General features: G+C 48.3%; 16 protein-coding genes and 2 riboswitches. Of the genes, 15 read left to right on the top strand and 1 reads right to left on the bottom strand.

Annotated features, from left to right (window positions below; all coding sequences use genetic code 11):
- Nucleotides 1-36: 36 nt before the first annotated feature.
- The 13 genes from HY200_04555 to HY200_04495 all read left to right on the top strand — a co-directional run bounded on the left by HY200_04555 (nucleotide 37) and on the right by HY200_04495 (nucleotide 12,816).
- Nucleotides 37-2,079: a heme lyase CcmF/NrfE family subunit gene (locus HY200_04555; GenBank protein ID MBI3594207.1), complete on the top strand. Its 2,043-nt coding sequence runs from the start codon at nucleotides 37-39 to the stop codon at nucleotides 2,077-2,079.
- Nucleotides 2,076-2,639: a redoxin domain-containing protein gene (locus tag HY200_04550; GenBank protein MBI3594206.1), complete on the top strand. Its 564-nt coding sequence runs from the start codon at nucleotides 2,076-2,078 to the stop codon at nucleotides 2,637-2,639. Before HY200_04555 ends, HY200_04550 begins: the two co-directional genes overlap by 4 nt.
- Before the next feature lie 19 nt (nucleotides 2,640-2,658).
- Nucleotides 2,659-3,135 carry a cytochrome c-type biogenesis protein CcmH gene (locus HY200_04545; GenBank protein ID MBI3594205.1) on the top strand — a complete coding sequence of 159 codons (477 nt, stop codon included), beginning with the start codon at nucleotides 2,659-2,661 and terminating at the stop codon, nucleotides 3,133-3,135.
- Between the two features lie 29 nt (nucleotides 3,136-3,164).
- Nucleotides 3,165-4,112: a hypothetical protein gene (locus HY200_04540; GenBank protein MBI3594204.1), complete on the top strand. Its 948-nt coding sequence runs from the start codon at nucleotides 3,165-3,167 to the stop codon at nucleotides 4,110-4,112.
- A 26-nt stretch (nucleotides 4,113-4,138) separates the two neighbouring features.
- Nucleotides 4,139-4,408 carry a DUF2007 domain-containing protein gene (locus HY200_04535; GenBank protein MBI3594203.1) on the top strand — a complete coding sequence of 90 codons (270 nt, stop codon included), beginning with the start codon at nucleotides 4,139-4,141 and terminating at the stop codon, nucleotides 4,406-4,408.
- Entirely contained in the window at nucleotides 4,408-4,971 is a 564-nt protein-coding gene (locus HY200_04530; GenBank protein MBI3594202.1) for a TlpA family protein disulfide reductase, read from the top strand. Before HY200_04535 ends, HY200_04530 begins: the two co-directional genes overlap by 1 nt.
- Nucleotides 4,971-5,711, top strand: coding sequence for a cytochrome c biogenesis protein CcdA (locus HY200_04525; protein ID MBI3594201.1), 741 nt, complete (start codon nucleotides 4,971-4,973; stop codon nucleotides 5,709-5,711). The genes HY200_04530 and HY200_04525 overlap by 1 nt, the downstream gene beginning before the upstream one ends.
- Nucleotides 5,712-5,797: 86 nt before the next feature.
- Complete coding sequence (locus HY200_04520; GenBank protein ID MBI3594200.1) at nucleotides 5,798-6,922, top strand: geranylgeranyl reductase family protein; 1,125 nt, start codon at nucleotides 5,798-5,800, stop codon at nucleotides 6,920-6,922.
- Nucleotides 6,923-7,012: 90 nt separating this feature from the next.
- Nucleotides 7,013-7,216, top strand: a riboswitch (cobalamin riboswitch).
- A gap of 95 nt (nucleotides 7,217-7,311) precedes the next feature.
- The gene (locus HY200_04515; protein MBI3594199.1) at nucleotides 7,312-8,067 is read left to right on the top strand and encodes an energy transducer TonB; all 756 of its coding nucleotides are present in this window, start codon (nucleotides 7,312-7,314) and stop codon (nucleotides 8,065-8,067) included.
- A gap of 84 nt (nucleotides 8,068-8,151) precedes the next feature.
- Nucleotides 8,152-8,350, top strand: a riboswitch (cobalamin riboswitch).
- A gap of 7 nt (nucleotides 8,351-8,357) precedes the next feature.
- Complete coding sequence (locus tag HY200_04510; GenBank protein ID MBI3594198.1) at nucleotides 8,358-10,184, top strand: TonB-dependent receptor; 1,827 nt, start codon at nucleotides 8,358-8,360, stop codon at nucleotides 10,182-10,184.
- Nucleotides 10,185-10,196: 12 nt separating this feature from the next.
- Nucleotides 10,197-11,060 (top strand): ABC transporter substrate-binding protein, encoded by an 864-nt coding sequence (locus HY200_04505; GenBank protein MBI3594197.1) that lies wholly within the window; start codon nucleotides 10,197-10,199, stop codon nucleotides 11,058-11,060.
- Nucleotides 11,057-12,034, top strand: a complete 978-nt coding sequence (locus HY200_04500) for an iron ABC transporter permease (GenBank protein ID MBI3594196.1) — start codon at nucleotides 11,057-11,059, stop codon at nucleotides 12,032-12,034. The genes HY200_04505 and HY200_04500 overlap by 4 nt, the downstream gene beginning before the upstream one ends.
- A complete protein-coding gene (locus tag HY200_04495) occupies nucleotides 12,034-12,816 on the top strand; it encodes an ABC transporter ATP-binding protein (GenBank protein MBI3594195.1) in 783 nt (260 codons plus the stop codon). The genes HY200_04500 and HY200_04495 overlap by 1 nt, the downstream gene beginning before the upstream one ends.
- A 19-nt stretch (nucleotides 12,817-12,835) precedes the next feature.
- Here the strand turns inward: HY200_04495 and HY200_04490 are convergent, their stop codons facing one another.
- Entirely contained in the window at nucleotides 12,836-15,280 is a 2,445-nt protein-coding gene (locus HY200_04490; protein ID MBI3594194.1) for an EAL domain-containing protein, read from the bottom strand.
- Nucleotides 15,281-15,493: 213 nt separating this feature from the next.
- Between HY200_04490 and HY200_04485 the strand changes: the two genes are divergently transcribed.
- Both HY200_04485 and HY200_04480 read left to right on the top strand, forming a co-directional pair.
- Entirely contained in the window at nucleotides 15,494-15,823 is a 330-nt protein-coding gene (locus HY200_04485) for a hypothetical protein (protein ID MBI3594193.1), read from the top strand.
- Nucleotides 15,774-16,226: hypothetical protein (locus tag HY200_04480; GenBank protein MBI3594192.1), on the top strand; the 453-nt coding region annotated here is incomplete at its 3' end. The genes HY200_04485 and HY200_04480, both read left to right, overlap by 50 nt.

The following is a 16,226-nucleotide window of genomic DNA, read 5'->3' as shown; positions in this document are numbered from 1 at the left end:
ACAAGTGAGAAAAGTCTTAATTGAGGAAACGGATCAATGATAATTGAAATAGGTCATCTGGCTGTCATCGCCGCGCTTGTCCTGGCGATTCTCGGAATCATTGCCCCTCTCGTCGGAATAAGAAAAGAAAAGGGGGTCTGGATTGAAATCGGACGCCAGGCGGTTACGGTCAATTTTGTCCTGTTATCCATTGGAATGGCAGCAATGATTTATTCCTATATTACACAGGATTATTCCGTAAAATATGTCTGGGCCACATCCAACAGCAAACTTCCGTTCTTTTATAAGGTAGCCGGACTCTGGGGAGGACATGAAGGTTCATTGCTCCTCTGGTCCTGGATCTTATCCTTTTACTGCATGGCAGCCGTCTGGATTCATTGGAAAACCCAACCGGTTGTGATTCCCTATTTAATCGCGATGGAATCGCTCATTCTCAGCGGGTTTCTTCTGCTCATTCTTTTCCTCTCCAATCCATTTGAAAGGATATTTCCCGCACCGTCTGATGGCCGGGATTTGAATCCCCTGCTTCAGGATCCCGCAATGGTCGGGCACCCTCCAATGCTCTATCTGGGATATGTGGGACTTTCAATCCCGTTCTGTTTCGCCATGGCGGCTCTATTTTCAGGACGCCTGGGAGAGGAATGGATTAAGGTCACACAACGTTGGACACTCCTGGCCTGGATGGCCTTGACAACCGGAATCCTGATGGGAGGATATTGGGCCTATTATGAACTGGGATGGGGAGGTTACTGGGGCTGGGATCCGGTCGAAAATGCCGCCTTCATGCCCTGGCTCATTGCAACCGCTTTTCTCCATTCTGTCATGGTTCAGGAAACGCGGAAAATGTTTAAGGTCTGGAACCTTTTCTTGATTATTCTGGCATTTTCTCTTTCGTTGATCGGCACCTTCCTGGTCAGAAGCGGGGTTCTTTCATCCGTGCACTCCTTCGCGGCAGATCCCGGCCGAGGTGTTTTTATTCTCGGATTTCTTTCTTCCATGCTCCTGTTGTCCTTTGGAACTCTGATATTCCGTTCGGCAAAACTTAAAAGCCTGGTTCTCATGGATTCCATGGTCTCTCGCGAATCGGTATTTCTCTTTAACAATCTCTTTTTTCTGGTCGCGATGATTACGGTTTTTATCGGAACTCTTTATCCGCTCCTCACGGAAGCGCTCAAGCTAAAAAAAGTCTCTGTGGGTCCCCCTTACTATAATGCGGTCTTTATGCCGGTCGCACTCGGTTTGATTTTTTTGATGGGGGTCGGGCCGTATATCTCCTGGCGAAAAGTGACCCGGGACAATTTAAGATCCCACTTCGTAATTCCTTTGTTAATCGCCGGATCGGGACTCGTCCTCTCTTATATTGGAGGAATACATGACCTTTACGCCCTTTCGGGTTTGACCGTCGTCATCTTTGCATTGACTTCAATCCTCCTTGATTTCTCAAAAGTATCCCGTTTCTGGGCCAGACAGAGGAAGATAAACCCATTTCAGGGCTTTTATGCGGCGTTTCGCCAAAACCCAAGGCGCTATGCCGGAATCCTGACCCATATCGGCGTATTGGTGATGGTTGTCGGGATCATCTTCTCGACGATTTACCAGACCGAAAAAGTCGTTGTCTTAAAACCCGGCGAGTCGGTGACACTCAACGCGTTTAGAATCGAATTGATTCGTCTCTATGAAGCGGTCGGACCAAACTGGGTTGCCCAGGAGGGTGCATTTAATCTCTACGAAAACAACATTTTGATTTCAGAAATGCGCCCCCAAAAAAGGATCTATACCGTGACGCAGACCCCAACAACCGAGACTGCGCTCCATCAGATTTACATGGGTCATGTCTTTTTAACAATACCGGAAGTGGCTCCAGACGGATCGTGGGCCAGAGTGCGCGCCCTTTATAATCCCCTGGTCCTGTGGGTCTGGTACGGGGGCGGGATCATGGTTTTAGGAGGACTCTTGAATATATTTCGGCCGCGCCGAAAGGAGGTTTATTCTTTCCATTCGTCTTCCTCCCCTTCGGCGGCTGAACCGATCTCGCCACTGCCCCAGCTGTCTTCGAAGAGGGTTTCACCCGAGCCATGAACGAAAATTCTGGGGGGCTTCGCGTTTGGCATATCGTACTCCTTTCCGTAATTCTGGGACTGCTGATTCTCTTTTATAAGGGGCTCTATGGGAACCCGTCATTTATTCCGCCGGTCCTCGTTGGCACCCCCGCACCCCGGTTCGAAGCTCCGGATCTTTATAAGAAGGAGCGGGTGACGCTTGACCAGTTCAGGGGGAAAGTGGTGGTTTTGAATTTTTGGTCTTCCTGGTGTCAGGAATGTAAACTGGAACATGAGTCGCTTCAGAGTCTGAATCGACAATATGGACAAAACGCTCAATTTGTTCTTTTGGGAGTGGATTATCAGGACAAGGAAGATCTGGCCAAAGATTATCTCCAGCAATATGGAAACAATTTTCAACACATTATCGATACCCAGGGAAGAATCTCCATCGATTACGGTGTTTATGGGGTACCTGAAACATTTGTGATCGATCAAAGCGGAATCATCCGACATAAGGAGATTGGACCTCTTGTCGGAGAAACTTATATTAAATTCACCCGGGAAGTGATCGAACCCTTATTAAAAGAGAAATCCTGACGCAATGAATCCGGACAGAATGAGACCTCTGACAGTCGTTTTCCTCGCGTCCTTCTTCTTGGTTGCCTGGGTCGGCACAGGAAATACGATGCTGTCCGAAGATGACCTGCAGGCTCAGACCAAAGAGGTGGCTAAAACGCTTCGGTGTGCTGTCTGTCAGTCCGAGTCAGTTTGGGAATCCAACGCGGAACTTGCGCTTCAGATGCGCGAGATCATCCGGGAACGGCTCCAGCAGGGAGAGTCTCCCAATCAGATCAGAGCCTACTTTGTCAGCCGCTATGGCGATTTTATTTTGTTAAAACCAAGACCCATTGGTCTGAATTGGCTGCTTTGGGGAGGACCTTTTATTCTGCTCTTCATCGGAGCGATCATTCTCTTGGTCAGTATCAGATCGTGGACACGTGATACTTTAGCCGTTCCCTTAGAAAAAATGTCCGACCTCACCGAAGAGGATCAGAAGAAAATTGATCTGGCTATCCGTACTTTCAAAAATTAATGAACTCAATTGTTTAAGGTGATTCATCCATGTTTCTAATCTACGCTGGCCTGTTTCTCATACCGGTCGTCATTGCCCTCATCATGCCATTCTGGATCAAAAAGGATCGAAAATCCGTCACCCGGAATCATGCGTCCGAAGAAGAAGACGAGACGAATTTAAAAATAGAAAAACAGACTCTGCTTGCCACTCTGTCCGATCTTGACCTGGACCATGCTCAGGGAAAATACTCTCCGGAAGATTTTCGCCGGTTGAAAACCTCTATTGAACACCAGCTTCTGACTGTTTTAGAAGTGCTGGAAAGGAAGAAGATAAAAGAGGTGGCGATGACCGATATCGGGAGTACTGCACCTTCTTCGGCAATGATGAAAGTGGAGCATCGCCTGATTCTCTCATTCCTGATTGGAATTCTATTTGTGGCCGGCACGGCAGAAATCCGTTCCCTGGTCTATGGTAAAATTCAGAGGTCCCAACAGGCGTCGAATGAAGAAGGAACGCGGGAAGCGGGCGAAATGGTCCCCCCGGTCAATCCCATTGAGATGGTGGCCCGGCTCGAAAAGAAATTGAAAGAAAATCCGAACGATCTTCAGGGGCAAATGATGGCGGGTCGATCTTATGCGACCCTGCAACGGTGGGATGATGCGAAAAACGCCTGGAAGAAGGCGGTGGAATTGGACAGACGAAATGAAGTGGCACAATTTAATTATGCAGACGTCCTGCTTAAGAGTGCCAAGCCTGGCGATTCAGCTGTCTATCAGGAGGCGCTTGAACATCTGAATATTGCCTTGATGATCGTGCCGAGGGAGCCCGTCGTTCTCTGGACAAAGGGTATCGCGCTTTTGAATCTTGGCAAAAACATGGAAACGGACCAGGTCTGGACCGAGGCCTACCAGTATCTTCCTCCCGGTTCAAAAGACGCTGAATTTGTAAAGCAGGCACTGCAGAATTTAAGATCAGGGAAAACTCCTGCCAACTAACCCCCGGTATTCGGCAGGAACCCGCCATGACAGGCAACCGAATGATTGAACTTTACGCAACTTATGATCTCCTTGAAGCGGAACAGATCAAGAACCTTCTCCAGGAAGAAGGGCTCCAGGTTCAAATCAGAGATCTTGGCAATTCTCCTTATCCCATGAGTATTGGACATTTCAACGAGAAGAGAATATTGGTCCTCGCTTCCGACGAAATCAATGCCCATGAATTTATCTCTCAGGCCATTAAAGACGAGGTGATCTCCTCGAGCGGCCGGTTTATTCATGGCGGATTAAACTAATGGCCAGACACTCTACAATGGTTGCGTTATTTTATATCATCCTGCTGTTTCAGGGATGTTCAGCGTCCAGTTCCCAACCTCCAGCTGCGCCAAAAGCCCAGGCGGAAATCAAGCCTCCCCAGATGGCAAAAGTGGGATTTATTGCGCCCGATTTCCTGCTTCAGAATGTGAAAGGCGAGCCGGTCACGCTGGCCTCGCTTCGAGGGAAAATAGTCCTGATCAACTTTTGGGCAACCTGGTGCGGACCCTGTAGATCGGAAATGCCTTCGATGGAAGAGATTTATCGGAATTTCGATCGAAGGGATTTTGAAATTCTGGCGGTATCGACCGACGAAGATGGCTTGTCGAGTGTTAAACCTTTTGTCCACGAGTACGCGTTTACGTTTCCCGTTCTCATTGACGAAACTCTTAAAATAAACGATTTATATGGTGTCACCTCGATTCCCACCAGTATTGTGGTCGATCGAAGCGGCATGATTACCAACCGTTTTTTTGGAGCGATTGACTGGGCCGATCCTAAACAAAAGAATCTTTTGGCTCAGCTTATTCGATCCCCGAGCTGATGACTTCGACTGTCTCTTATTTCATGGCTTTTACCGCCGGCTTATTTTCTTTCATTTCTCCCTGCGTCCTGCCTGTTGTCCCGTCCTATCTCTGTTATATCACCGGCCTCTCATTTGACGATCTGACGGACGAATCCGAATCGCCTGAAATCATCAAATGGATGATCATCAAGAACTCCCTGATGTTTATCGGAGGATTTTCTTTCGTATTTATCCTTTTTGGGGCCACAGCGACCACGCTTGGGCAATTTCTCCACACCTACCAGGGTATCATTCGAAAAATCAGCGGCATCATTGTTATTTTCTTTGGTTTCTATATCATGGGAATCCTTAAACTTGCATTTTTGATGTCCGACAGAAGAATCCACCTTCAAGACAAGCCCGCGGGCCTTGCCGGCTCATTTATCGTTGGAGTCGCATTTGCCTCCGGCTGGACCCCCTGTGTGGGACCCATACTGGGAACGATCTTGCTCTATGCGAGTACCTCAGATTCTGTATGGAACGGCGTCTTTTTGCTTTCGGCGTACTCCTTGGGGATCGGAATTCCTTTATTTATTCTCTCTTTCGGTTTTAATTCGATTCTGGCGACCTACAAGAAACTTGTCCCCTATATGAAATACATCAATATCATCAGCGGAATCTTTATGATCTTCCTGGGAGTGCTCATCACTTCAAATTCCTTCACCCTGTTAACGTCGCTCTTAACGCGATATCATATCGGCTGGAATCCGGGAAAGTAATCTCCCGGTAAAATTGTCCAGGCAGAAAACAAAAGATTGTTTCCAATTCAACAATTCAACAACTAAACAAATTAACCCGCTTTCATATGATGTATGATCTGATCGTGATCGGCATGGGACCCGCCGGATCTACTGCGGCATTCGAAGCAGCCTCCCGGGGAATGAACGTCCTGGGCCTGGACAAAGACCATTTCCCCCGATATAAGACTTGCGGAGGAGGGCTCTCCCCGAAAATTGAGAAGCTCCTGCCAGTCGGTTATGAGTCATTTCTGGAACAGAGCGTGTCCACACTCCGGCTGAGTTATCTTTCAAAAAAGAGAGATTTTCAGTTTCAAATGCCGATTGCCTTCATGGTCATGAGAGAAACGTTTGATCATTGGCTCGTTCAGCGGGCGGTTCGAGCAGGGGTTCGGTTGCAAACAGGAGAATCCGCACTTCAAATCGAAGAGCGAAAAGAAACGATTGTGGTTCATTCCCATTGCGGTTCCTACGAGGGAAGACTCGCGATCGGGTCGGACGGCGCGCTGGGAATCACCAACCGCCTCTTAAATTCCCGGCTGAATTTAAAATCCGCCCCTGGATTAGAAGGGGAATTTAAATCTCTCTCTGATACAGATCAATCGGCGATTTCCATTGAAGTCGGTCATGCCCCGTCGGGATATGGCTGGATCTTTCCAAAAAAAGGTTTGCTTTCAATCGGAGTTGCCGGTATGAGAGGCCGGGTTCCGGTAAAGCGTCCGTATCGGAATTATATTAAATCCCTCTTTACAGATCTCCCTTCCCCAATGAAAGAGAGCGGATTCCCGATTCCCATCTTTACCGGCCGGAAAATAAAACTGGCTTCCAAACGTCTTCTCCTGGCGGGTGACGCGGGGCATCTCGTCGATCCCTTTCTGGGAGAAGGAATATATTTCGCCATGAGGAGCGGTCAGATTGCCGGAAAGTTTTCAAAGCGTTTTATCGATTCAGGAGCACCCACCTGCGAATATCAGGACGAGATCGAGAGAGAGTTCTACCCTGAATTCAGAGGAGCTTCGAGACTTGCCTCGCTGGTCTATCGATTTCCAAAAACATTTTTTGATCTAACCCTTAAACATCCCGGCGTCATCCAGATGTATGTCGACGTCTTGGGCGGAAAGCGCCCTTACCGGAATTTTCTCTCTACTGTATTAAAAACGGCTGCTTTCAAGGTATTTCAAACCGGCGGCTAATCCTCTTTTGCCCTTTTCCAAAATAGAAAATAGTGTGACTCTTCTTCAGATTAAAATGAAATGTTGTTGACACCGGAACTCAGTTAAATTAGAGTGAGCTATCTTTCAGGTATTCCATTTTTGGAATTGAAAAGGGAATCCGGTGAAAATCCGGGACGGTCCCGCCGCTGTAACCGGGTACGAACCCCCTGAGGCCGAAAGGCCGATTTTGCCACTGTTCGAAAGTCGGATGGGAAGGCGGGGAAGTAGGACGATCCGAAAGTCAGAAGACCTGCCTGAAGATAGGACATTTACCGCTCCGAGAATGAGCAGGTCAAGTCTCCAATTTTGTGGTAGGGTGAAGAAGCAGGGTGCAACCCTCACGGTTAAGGAACTGTGGGGGGTTTTTTATGCCAATGAATGAGGCGTTCAATTTTTTTCGATCTGGATTAACCCAATCAGAAATTCCTGTTGCTGAACAGACTGAAGTCAGTGAGTCAGAGAAAAAGAGACCCCGTTCACGCGAATTATGGGTTGCGACGATCGCAACATTGACCCTTCATGGGACTGTGGCACTGTTTCTTATCTTGGGTGCCAACCATAAAAACACTCCTCAAACAATCCGGCCCCTCGAAGTGACTTGGGTATCCCTTTCTCCTCCGTTTCCGCCACCTGCGCGGCAATTGAAAAGAACTCGATCCACTGACACAGAAATTAAACCAGTCCAGTCCGATGTTCACCCTACATTAACCCCTGTTTCAGAAATCCAACAGAAAATCGATGAATTCCCGGTTACAATCGTTCCCCGCCAGGAAGAAGCTTTACAAGAAGGTGTTTCGTTTGAAAAAACCTCGATCGCTTCGGCTCCTGCAGAAACAGAAATTGTTTTGCCGGAATATCATGCAGTCTATTTGAATAATAGACCCCCGTCTTACCCTCCTGTTGCCCGAAGAATGAATATCGAGGGAACCGTTCGCCTGCGCGCTCTGATCAATCCGTTGGGAATGCCTGAACAGATCGAACTGAAAGTTTCTTCAGGCTCTTCCCTTTTAAACGATGCGGCCTTAAACGCGGTCCGGAATTGGTCCTTTATTCCCGCACGGAAAGGATCGGAACCCGTTTCCGCCTGGGTAGAGATTCCGATAAATTTTAATCTGAAGCAATAAAATGACAAGAATATGGAACACGATATGAATCAATCAGACGTCACATCAAAAAAAGGAGGATCTATACGGATTCAGGAATGAAAAAATAAGACTATCATCGCACGCATTTAATAAACCGAATGGAAGTGAGGAAGAGGGGTGAAAATCCCCCGCTGCCCCGCAGCCGTAAAGGGAACGAAAGCCCGTCACCGCAAGGTGAAAAACCACTGGGAGAAATCCTGGGAAGGTGGGCAAATAGGTGGCCCTGAGCCGGAAGACCGCTCCGTTCTCAACTTCGAGGGAGGAATGTCATGAAGAAGATTATTATAAAGCTGTTTCTTGCACTGCTGCTGTCATCCCCGGCTTTTGCCGAACAATCTGATGTGGATCTTCCGGAAGTCGTGGTCACCGCTTCCCGCCTGGAAGAATCTCTTGAGCGTACCCCTCAGGACGTAACCGTCATCACTCACTCCGACATCGAGAAAAAAGGGGTTCCTTTCGTTGTGGATCTCCTGAGACTTCAGCCCGATTTACAGGTGGTTCAAAACGGAGGGCCTGGTACCGTCGCAACGCTCCTCTTGCGTGGCGGCGCAAGTAGTCAGGTTTTGGTGCTGGTTGACGGCATCAAATTAAACAGTCCTTCCGTCGGCACGACAGATCTTTCCAGTTTGCTGACTTCCGATGTTGAACGAATCGAGATCATTAAAGGTCCTCAAAGCACGCTCTATGGTTCCGAAGCGATGGCCGGTGTGGTCAATATCATTACCAAAAAAGGAGCAGGCCCGCTAAAGGGCGATTTGAGCCTTGAAGGAGGCTCTTTTTCCACTTATAAAGCTGCAGGATCTGTTTCCGGGGGAACGGAGAAAACAAATTACCGCTTGACGACAACTTACTTTAAGACAGACGGAATCCCCGTTGCCAAAAACGGCTCGGTGGCAAACGGTGATACCAATACGTCTGCGTCTGCACGCCTTGGCGTCAACCCGTCAGACAGCTCGTCAGTCGAACTCAACTTCAGATACGGGAAGGATAAAGTAAATATCGACAACTATAACAGTCAATTCGAGCCGGTGGATACCCTGAACTTTGTCCAGAATCATGAAACCTGGCTTGCGGCAATCACCGGAAGAGTTTTTCTCTGGGAAAAATACGAACAGAGGTTGACACTCTCCACGCTTTGGGATGACCTCGATGCCACGGATCCGGTCGCTTCCTACAATAGCTACCGGATCAAGTCAAAAACTGAACTTTTTGACTGGCAGCATACGCTTCATCTGCATCCTCTTACCCTCACAGGCGGATTCGTCTACCGCGTTGAGGCAAGTGTAAGTGACGGGTCCTTCGATCAGTCGATTTATAATAAGGCAGCGTATCTGAATGGCAAACTTGGCCTGATCGATGACACTCTGATTATCAATGCCGGAGGTCGCCATGACGAACATTCCATTTTCGGCGTAGCCGATACCTACCGAATCGGCGCGCTCTATGATCTTAAACAGATCGAGATGCGATTCAAGGCAAATTTAGGCTCCGGGTTCCGGGCGCCGGCCTTGAGCGAGCTTTATGATCCCTATATCGGCAATCCTGACCTGAAACCGGAAAAAAGCACCGGTTTTGACGCCGGTGTAGAAAAAGATCTGTTTGAAAAGAAGCTTATGATCGGCGCCTCCTATTTCTGGCAACACTACAATGACCTTATTCAGTACAGCTCCAGTGCATTCCTCATCGAAAATATCGGAACTGCCCAGACAGAAGGGATAGAAGTCAATGCGACCGTACAGCCTGTCAATAACCTGAAGCTGAATGGCGCTTACACCTACCTTGTCGCCGTCAACAAGGACACGGATGCCTTTCTGACCCTTCGCCCAAGGAACAAAGTGACTTCTTCTATTGAATACATCATGGCCAATTTTACAGCTGTGGGTGAATATCTGTATGTCTCCGGGAGAAATGATTCGTCCCTGAACCGGGACCTCTCCGCCTATTCCTTAGTCAATCTGAGGGGATCGTATCTGCTGGCAAAAAATCTTTCACTATTTGCAAGAATAGACAATCTCTTCAACAAGTCTTATGAGGAAATCGCCGCCTTCGGAACTCCCGGAATTTCTGTTTACGGTGGTGTGAAAGCGTCATTTTAGGAGAAGCATAAAATGGCCGATATGAAAAGAGTTATTCTCTCTCTGCTGCTCCTTGCTGGATGGAACGAAGCGGCCCTTTCCAGTCCGCCACCTCCACCACAACGGATTGTCTCGCTTGCCCCGGCGCTGACCGAGACCCTTTTCTCGATAGGGCTGGGTGACCGAATCGCCGGTGTAACCAATGATTGTGACCGTCCGAAAGAGGCGCGTCGCAAGCCGAAGATTGGCGGTATGGCTAACCCGTCTCTCGAGGCGATCGTAAGCTTAAAACCGGATATGGTGGTTATGACCAATGACGGAAATCCGAAGGTGATCTCCGATCGGCTTGCCAGGCTGGGGATTAAAACATACATCTTTAAGTCAAGACGTTTGGCAGAAATTCCGGACGGGATACGGGAGATGGGCCAAGCCCTGGGTGCCGGACCGGCTTCTGAGCATCTGGCAGGAAATATCGAGACTGCCCTTCATGACATCGCCCTCTTGCCAGATGGAAATAATGCATCGGAGGCCGTTTTGGGAGGGGGAAGGAAAACACTCTTTGTCCTCTGGACCAGTCCACTCATCGTTGCCGGACCGGGAACAATCGTGGATGACGCAATGAAAATTGCTGGATTAAGCAATATCGCGTCCGACGCAGGGGTCGCCTATCCCCGGTTCTCGGTGGAGACGGTCATCGAACGCCAGCCGGATTTGATTCTGATCGGAAAAATGAGCGACGATATGAAAACGGCCTCCAAGGGATTTCTCGCGAGCGTGAACGGGCTCAAGGCGGTGAAAAAGGGACGGATCTGTTTCATGGGTGACGCATTGTATCGCCCGGGTCCGAGAATACCGGAAGGCATGAAGGAACTTATTCGCTGCGGGAAGATGCCATGACACGGGCTAAGGGTTCGACTTTCCTCTTAGCCGTTGTGTTGTTTATTGCATCATTGGTGATTATTATCGCCTCAATTGCCAGCGGGCCCCGATTATTGAACCCTTTCAGAATGGATCGTGAAACAAGTCAAATGCTTCTTGCGATCAGACTCCCGCGAACCGCTATTGCACTTCTGATGGGAGGCGCTCTCGGAGCATCGGGCGCCATCCTTCAGGGAATCTTTCGCAATCCACTGGTTGATCCTTACATTCTGGGTATTTCAAGCGGCGCGTCCCTATTTGCATCTTTCGGGCTTATGTTCGGCCTTGCTCTCTTTTCGCTAAGCGTTCCTATACTGGCGTTTATCGGTGCAATTGTAACCGGTGCCGTGGTCGTCATATTGGGCCGCGGATGGAAGGGATTACAACCTGAACGGCTTCTTCTGGCAGGTGTGGGGATAGGATTCTTTCTCTCCGCTGTACTCATGCTGGTCATGACGACTTCCGGGGATGATGGTTTAAAAAGGGCAATACTCTGGATGTCCGGAGATCTTTCTATGGTTGATTGGGATTTATTTCCCGCCGGACTTTTCTTCGTTTTAATCGGTTTCGGCCTTGGATTATCAAGACGCCATGGACTGAATGCTTTGACTCTGGGAGACGAAATTGCTTACAGCCTTGGTTTTGATCCGACCCGGGAACGGCTCTTTCTTTTTGTTGCCGCTTCACTCATGACCGCAGCCGCTGTTTCGGTGGGAGGCGTCGTGGGATTTGTCGGGCTTGTCGTTCCCCATATCGTCCGCCGACATGTCGGCTCAGACGCATCCGTTGTTCTTCCTCTATCGGTTGTTGCCGGTGGGACCATGCTCTGCCTTGCCGACGCCATCGCCAGAACGGTCGCAGCGCCATTGGAACTTCCAGCCGGGGTAATCGTAGCGCTTATCGGCTCTCCCTATTTCATTTTTCTATTAGGAAAAGGAAAAATTTCGGACTGATGAACCAGGAACTTAAAACCAATTCCACACTGGAGTTTGCAAATGTATCTTTTTCTTACAGCCCGGACACTTTTGTCGAAAAGATGTCATTTTCTGTTGGTGAAGGCGAGCTGGTTGGTCTCATGGGGCCAAATGGGGCTGGAAAATCCACCATTCTCAAATTGGCGGCCGGGCTACTCTCTCCTCAAAAAGGGAATGTCATGATTGGGAAAAAAGCGATAAACGGATACCGTGCCAAAGAACGGGCGAAACGTGTGGCCTATCTTCCGCAAATATTGGATTTGCAGGCTCCGTTTCGTGTGAGAGAACTCGTCAAGATGGGCGAGTACCCGCAAGAGGGGTCCGTCGCATTCACTGTGGAAGAAGCGCTTCATATCGTTGGTCTGCATGACAAGGCAAGAACGTTTCTGGCGGAGTTGAGTAGCGGCGAGCGAAGAAGGGCGTATATCGCCATGACTCTGGTTCAGGGTGCCGGAGTGTTGCTGTTAGATGAACCTTTGGCGAGCCTTGACATCAAGTATCAGTTCAATCTGTACTGCCTCCTTAAGGATATTACCCGTGAAAACAAAGTTTCGGTAATCATGTCTCTTCACGATATCGGAATGGGTGCTTTGCTAAAACGGCTCCTTCTGGTGAAAAATGGCAAGCTGATAGCTGAGGGAGAGCCCGCTTCCGTACTCAAGGATGAAATTGTGCAGGACGCCTATGATTTGAAAGATTCGGTTCGTATTTATATGGAAACCAATCGTTCAGTTTTCAGGGGATTCGGAACTGGAATTTGACCCTGATCCGCGTAATCTTTTAGGCTAAATGTTTCTTTTCTTTTAATAGCTTTGTTACCTCTTCAGCCGGCAAGGGCCGGCTAAAAAGATAGCCCTGGATTTCGTCGCATTGATTTCCTTTTAGAAAAGCAAGTTGCTCTCCGGTTTCGACGCCCTCGGCGATCACTTTAAGCTGGAGACTGTGGCCGAGTGTAATAATCGACCTCACGATTGCGCAATTTCCCTGATTGTTTGGAATATCTTTTATGAAAGATTTGTCAATTTTCAATGAATTGATCGGAAATCTCTGCAAATAGCTCAGAGACGAATAGCCAGTACCGAAATCGTCAATCGATAGTCTAACTCCGGTTTTATGGAGATCAAACAGAAGGTCAATAGTCTCTTTTTCATTTTGCATCAAGACGCTTTCGGTCAGCTCCAGTTCCAGAAAATTGGGATTCAATCCGGTCTCGTGAATGACCTTGCGAATCATTTTCAGCAAATTTCTCTGTTGAAACTGTCTGGCCGATAAATTGATGGCGACCCGGATTGGCGAAATTCCCAAATTCTGCCAACTCTTGTTTTGGGTTACTGCGGTCTTGAGAACCCACTCTCCAATGGGAACTATTAACCCGGTCTCTTCTGCCACGGGAATAAAATCGATCGGACTGGTCAATTGAACTCCGTTTCTTTTCCAGCGTACGAGCGCTTCCGTTGCGACAATCTGGCCGGACGTCAAATCAACTTGAGGCTGATAATTCAAGAAGATATCTCCCCTCTCGAGTGCACGATGCAAATCAGTTTCAAGTGCCAATCTTTCATGGAAGCGGCCGCTCATCGCCGCCGAAAATAGTTCAAATTGGTTCTTCCCCAGCTCTTTAGCCCGATACATCGCCGTATCGGCATTTTTCAGAAGTGTCTCCGCGTTTTCCCCGTCGGTCGGGAAGGCGCTGATGCCGATGCTGGCTGTCACATAAAGTTCAGTTCTCTCGATTTCAAAAGATTCCGAAAGGGCACCCAGAATTTTTTGCGCAATGATCGTAATATCCGATATCTTGGCGACATCCGCCAGAACCAATACGAATTCATCCCCGCCCAATCGTGAGACAATGTCTCCGTCGCGAAGGCAACCGGTGAGCCGCTCACCAACCTCTTTGAGCAGCAGATCTCCGAAATCATGGCCCAGCGTGTCGTTTACCTTCTTGAAGTTATCCAGGTCCAGGAATAGAACTGCGACCACCCTTTTCTGCCAAAATGCACGTCCTACAATCTCAGAGAGATGATTTGACAGGTAAGTCCGGTTGGGCAGATTCGTCAAAGTATCGTGGTTGGCCCGGTATTCCAGCAGCGCCGCATGCGCTTTTCGCTCTGTAATATCTTTAATGACGACCACCGATCCTCCCACCCTTTCATTTTCCCGAAGCGGCGTGCTAACATATTCCACAGGAAAACTGGAACCATCCTTTCGCCACAACACTTCCTCGGTGACATGCTGAGGCCTCCCCTCCGCAACCGTTGCGTAAATGGCACAGTGGTCATCGTCTTCTGCCAATCCGTCCCCTCCGGGGTGGTGCAAAAGTTCGTGCATGGAGCAGCCTATCAGCTCATCCACGCTGTATCCCAGCATTCGGGCGGCCGCAGGGTTGACAAAGGTTGCGCGGCCCTCCAAATCAAGACCGAGTATCCCTTCTCCGGCGGAACTTAAAATCATTTCATCGCGGCGAGCCAGACGCACCGTCATTTTATTGAAACTCACCGCCAGTTCCCCTAATTCATCTGTGGAGGAATGGTCAGGAATCGTGTTGGTATATTCACCCCGGCTCACGCGCTCAGTTCCTTCAACAAGGCTTCGAATTCGTTTGAGAATTTTCCGGATTGAAAAAAGGCTCACTGCGAATGCCACACCGCCTGTGAGAAGAATGATCCAGAGCACTTCGTTCAAAATTTCCTTTTCAGTCGCCAGAAGTTCCGTAAGAAGAATTCCGACATGAAAGGTGCCCAAAAGTTTCTGTTCCGTCCGGGCCTTTCCTCCGATCAGTAGAAACTCCTCTTCTGAATTGGAATGACGAATCGCCCAGACTGGAAGAGAAACATCCAGAATTTCAACTTCATCCACTTTAAACTGTTTGATACCAGGCTGACTAAAATCGGCGACCTGGTGGAAGATTGATTCTCGAATTTTATTTTTCTCGCTAAAAGTTGTGCTCTGTGCGAGCAAACGGCCGTCAAAATTTCGGGCAATCGCGTAAATCGCTCCGGCTCGTTCTAGACCTTTCTGTAAAACTGGAATAAGCGCATGTTCCTCCCCGGTTTGAAACCCCATGGCGGTAGACAACGGAAGGTCCTCTGTCTTGAGAAGGCCTCTTTTCCCGACCTCATTCAAGAGAATGGTATGCACCACTCTCTTCGTCAAGACCAGAATCGATAGTCCGAGAACGAGAAAGATGAATACAGAAAAGACAAGAACTTTAGATTGAAGTCTCATCGAAATGGAATCATGCCTGTTTTTACGAGGTCAATAATATGAAGTTTTTCCAATACTTAAGCTTAACAAAGAAATCATTTCTGTCAATGAACAGGCAATTTGACAATTGGATACCGAACATTGAAATCCGAGGCAGTTTAAGGCGGCTCTGACTTGACAGAGGTAAAATGTCTGGTAACGTTTATTAGAACCGGTAAAGTCAGGAGAGAAAAGATGATCTTGAGTTATCAGATATTGATGGTATTGATTCGTTTTGCGTTTATGACCCTATTCCTTGTCAACTTTGCCGGTCTTGCCCATATAAATTCATCCTATGCTGCCGATGTGATGTCCGAATCTGAATACAAAAACACTCATTCGGTTCCCGGTCCATCCAAACCCTTATTCGGAGTGTCTGCGGATGCCACCTATTTTACCCGATATATCTGGCATGGGTTTGATTACAGCGATCAGAAGCCCGTTCTTCAGCCGGAAATGATCCTTTCACTGAGAAATGATCCTTTCACTGAGAAATCTGAGCGCAATTGTCTGGCTCAATTATGACTTTGAAACATTTAACGCGACCAACGAGTATGACCTGACTGTACAGTACGGTGATAAATGGGGTCCCGCAGGCTTGTTATTGGGGTACAGTTACTTTACCTATCCGAACCGGGGATGGCCCGACACTGAAGAAGTGTGGATTCAGGGGAGTTATGACATTGCTTTGAATCCAATATTTAGCCTTCATGACGATTTCAGATCAGGAAATGGCTGGTATAGCAGTTTTGGAATTTCTCATAACATTCCGCTTCCTGTTGGCACGATTACGCCTGCAGCACTCCTTTATTATCACGTACATTACTATGGCGGAACCGGGTTTCCTTCCGTTGAATTCAACCTGGCCGACACCGTCACATACCGACAGATTTCGTCTTCGGCCAGGGTTTCGTATTTCCGGGCCCTT

The sequence above is a fragment of the Nitrospirota bacterium genome (assembly GCA_016194305.1).
In the GTDB taxonomy this organism is placed as follows: Bacteria; Nitrospirota; Nitrospiria; order JACQBW01; family JACQBW01; genus JACQBW01.
The sequence above is the reverse complement of the archived record's forward strand: the minus strand, read 5'-3'. Positions and strand labels throughout refer to the sequence as shown.

Coding starts and splice junctions, on each gene's coding strand:
- HY200_04555 (MBI3594207.1), top strand. CDS start 37: ATGATAATTGAAATAGGTCATCTGGCTGTCATCGCCGCGCTTGTCCTG.
- HY200_04550 (MBI3594206.1), top strand. CDS start 2,076: ATGAACGAAAATTCTGGGGGGCTTCGCGTTTGGCATATCGTACTCCTT.
- HY200_04545 (MBI3594205.1), top strand. CDS start 2,659: ATGAGACCTCTGACAGTCGTTTTCCTCGCGTCCTTCTTCTTGGTTGCC.
- HY200_04540 (MBI3594204.1), top strand. CDS start 3,165: ATGTTTCTAATCTACGCTGGCCTGTTTCTCATACCGGTCGTCATTGCC.
- HY200_04535 (MBI3594203.1), top strand. CDS start 4,139: ATGACAGGCAACCGAATGATTGAACTTTACGCAACTTATGATCTCCTT.
- HY200_04530 (MBI3594202.1), top strand. CDS start 4,408: ATGGCCAGACACTCTACAATGGTTGCGTTATTTTATATCATCCTGCTG.
- HY200_04525 (MBI3594201.1), top strand. CDS start 4,971: ATGACTTCGACTGTCTCTTATTTCATGGCTTTTACCGCCGGCTTATTT.
- HY200_04520 (MBI3594200.1), top strand. CDS start 5,798: ATGATGTATGATCTGATCGTGATCGGCATGGGACCCGCCGGATCTACT.
- HY200_04515 (MBI3594199.1), top strand. CDS start 7,312: ATGCCAATGAATGAGGCGTTCAATTTTTTTCGATCTGGATTAACCCAA.
- HY200_04510 (MBI3594198.1), top strand. CDS start 8,358: ATGAAGAAGATTATTATAAAGCTGTTTCTTGCACTGCTGCTGTCATCC.
- HY200_04505 (MBI3594197.1), top strand. CDS start 10,197: ATGGCCGATATGAAAAGAGTTATTCTCTCTCTGCTGCTCCTTGCTGGA.
- HY200_04500 (MBI3594196.1), top strand. CDS start 11,057: ATGACACGGGCTAAGGGTTCGACTTTCCTCTTAGCCGTTGTGTTGTTT.
- HY200_04495 (MBI3594195.1), top strand. CDS start 12,034: ATGAACCAGGAACTTAAAACCAATTCCACACTGGAGTTTGCAAATGTA.
- HY200_04490 (MBI3594194.1), bottom strand. CDS start 15,280: ATGAGACTTCAATCTAAAGTTCTTGTCTTTTCTGTATTCATCTTTCTC.
- HY200_04485 (MBI3594193.1), top strand. CDS start 15,494: ATGATCTTGAGTTATCAGATATTGATGGTATTGATTCGTTTTGCGTTT.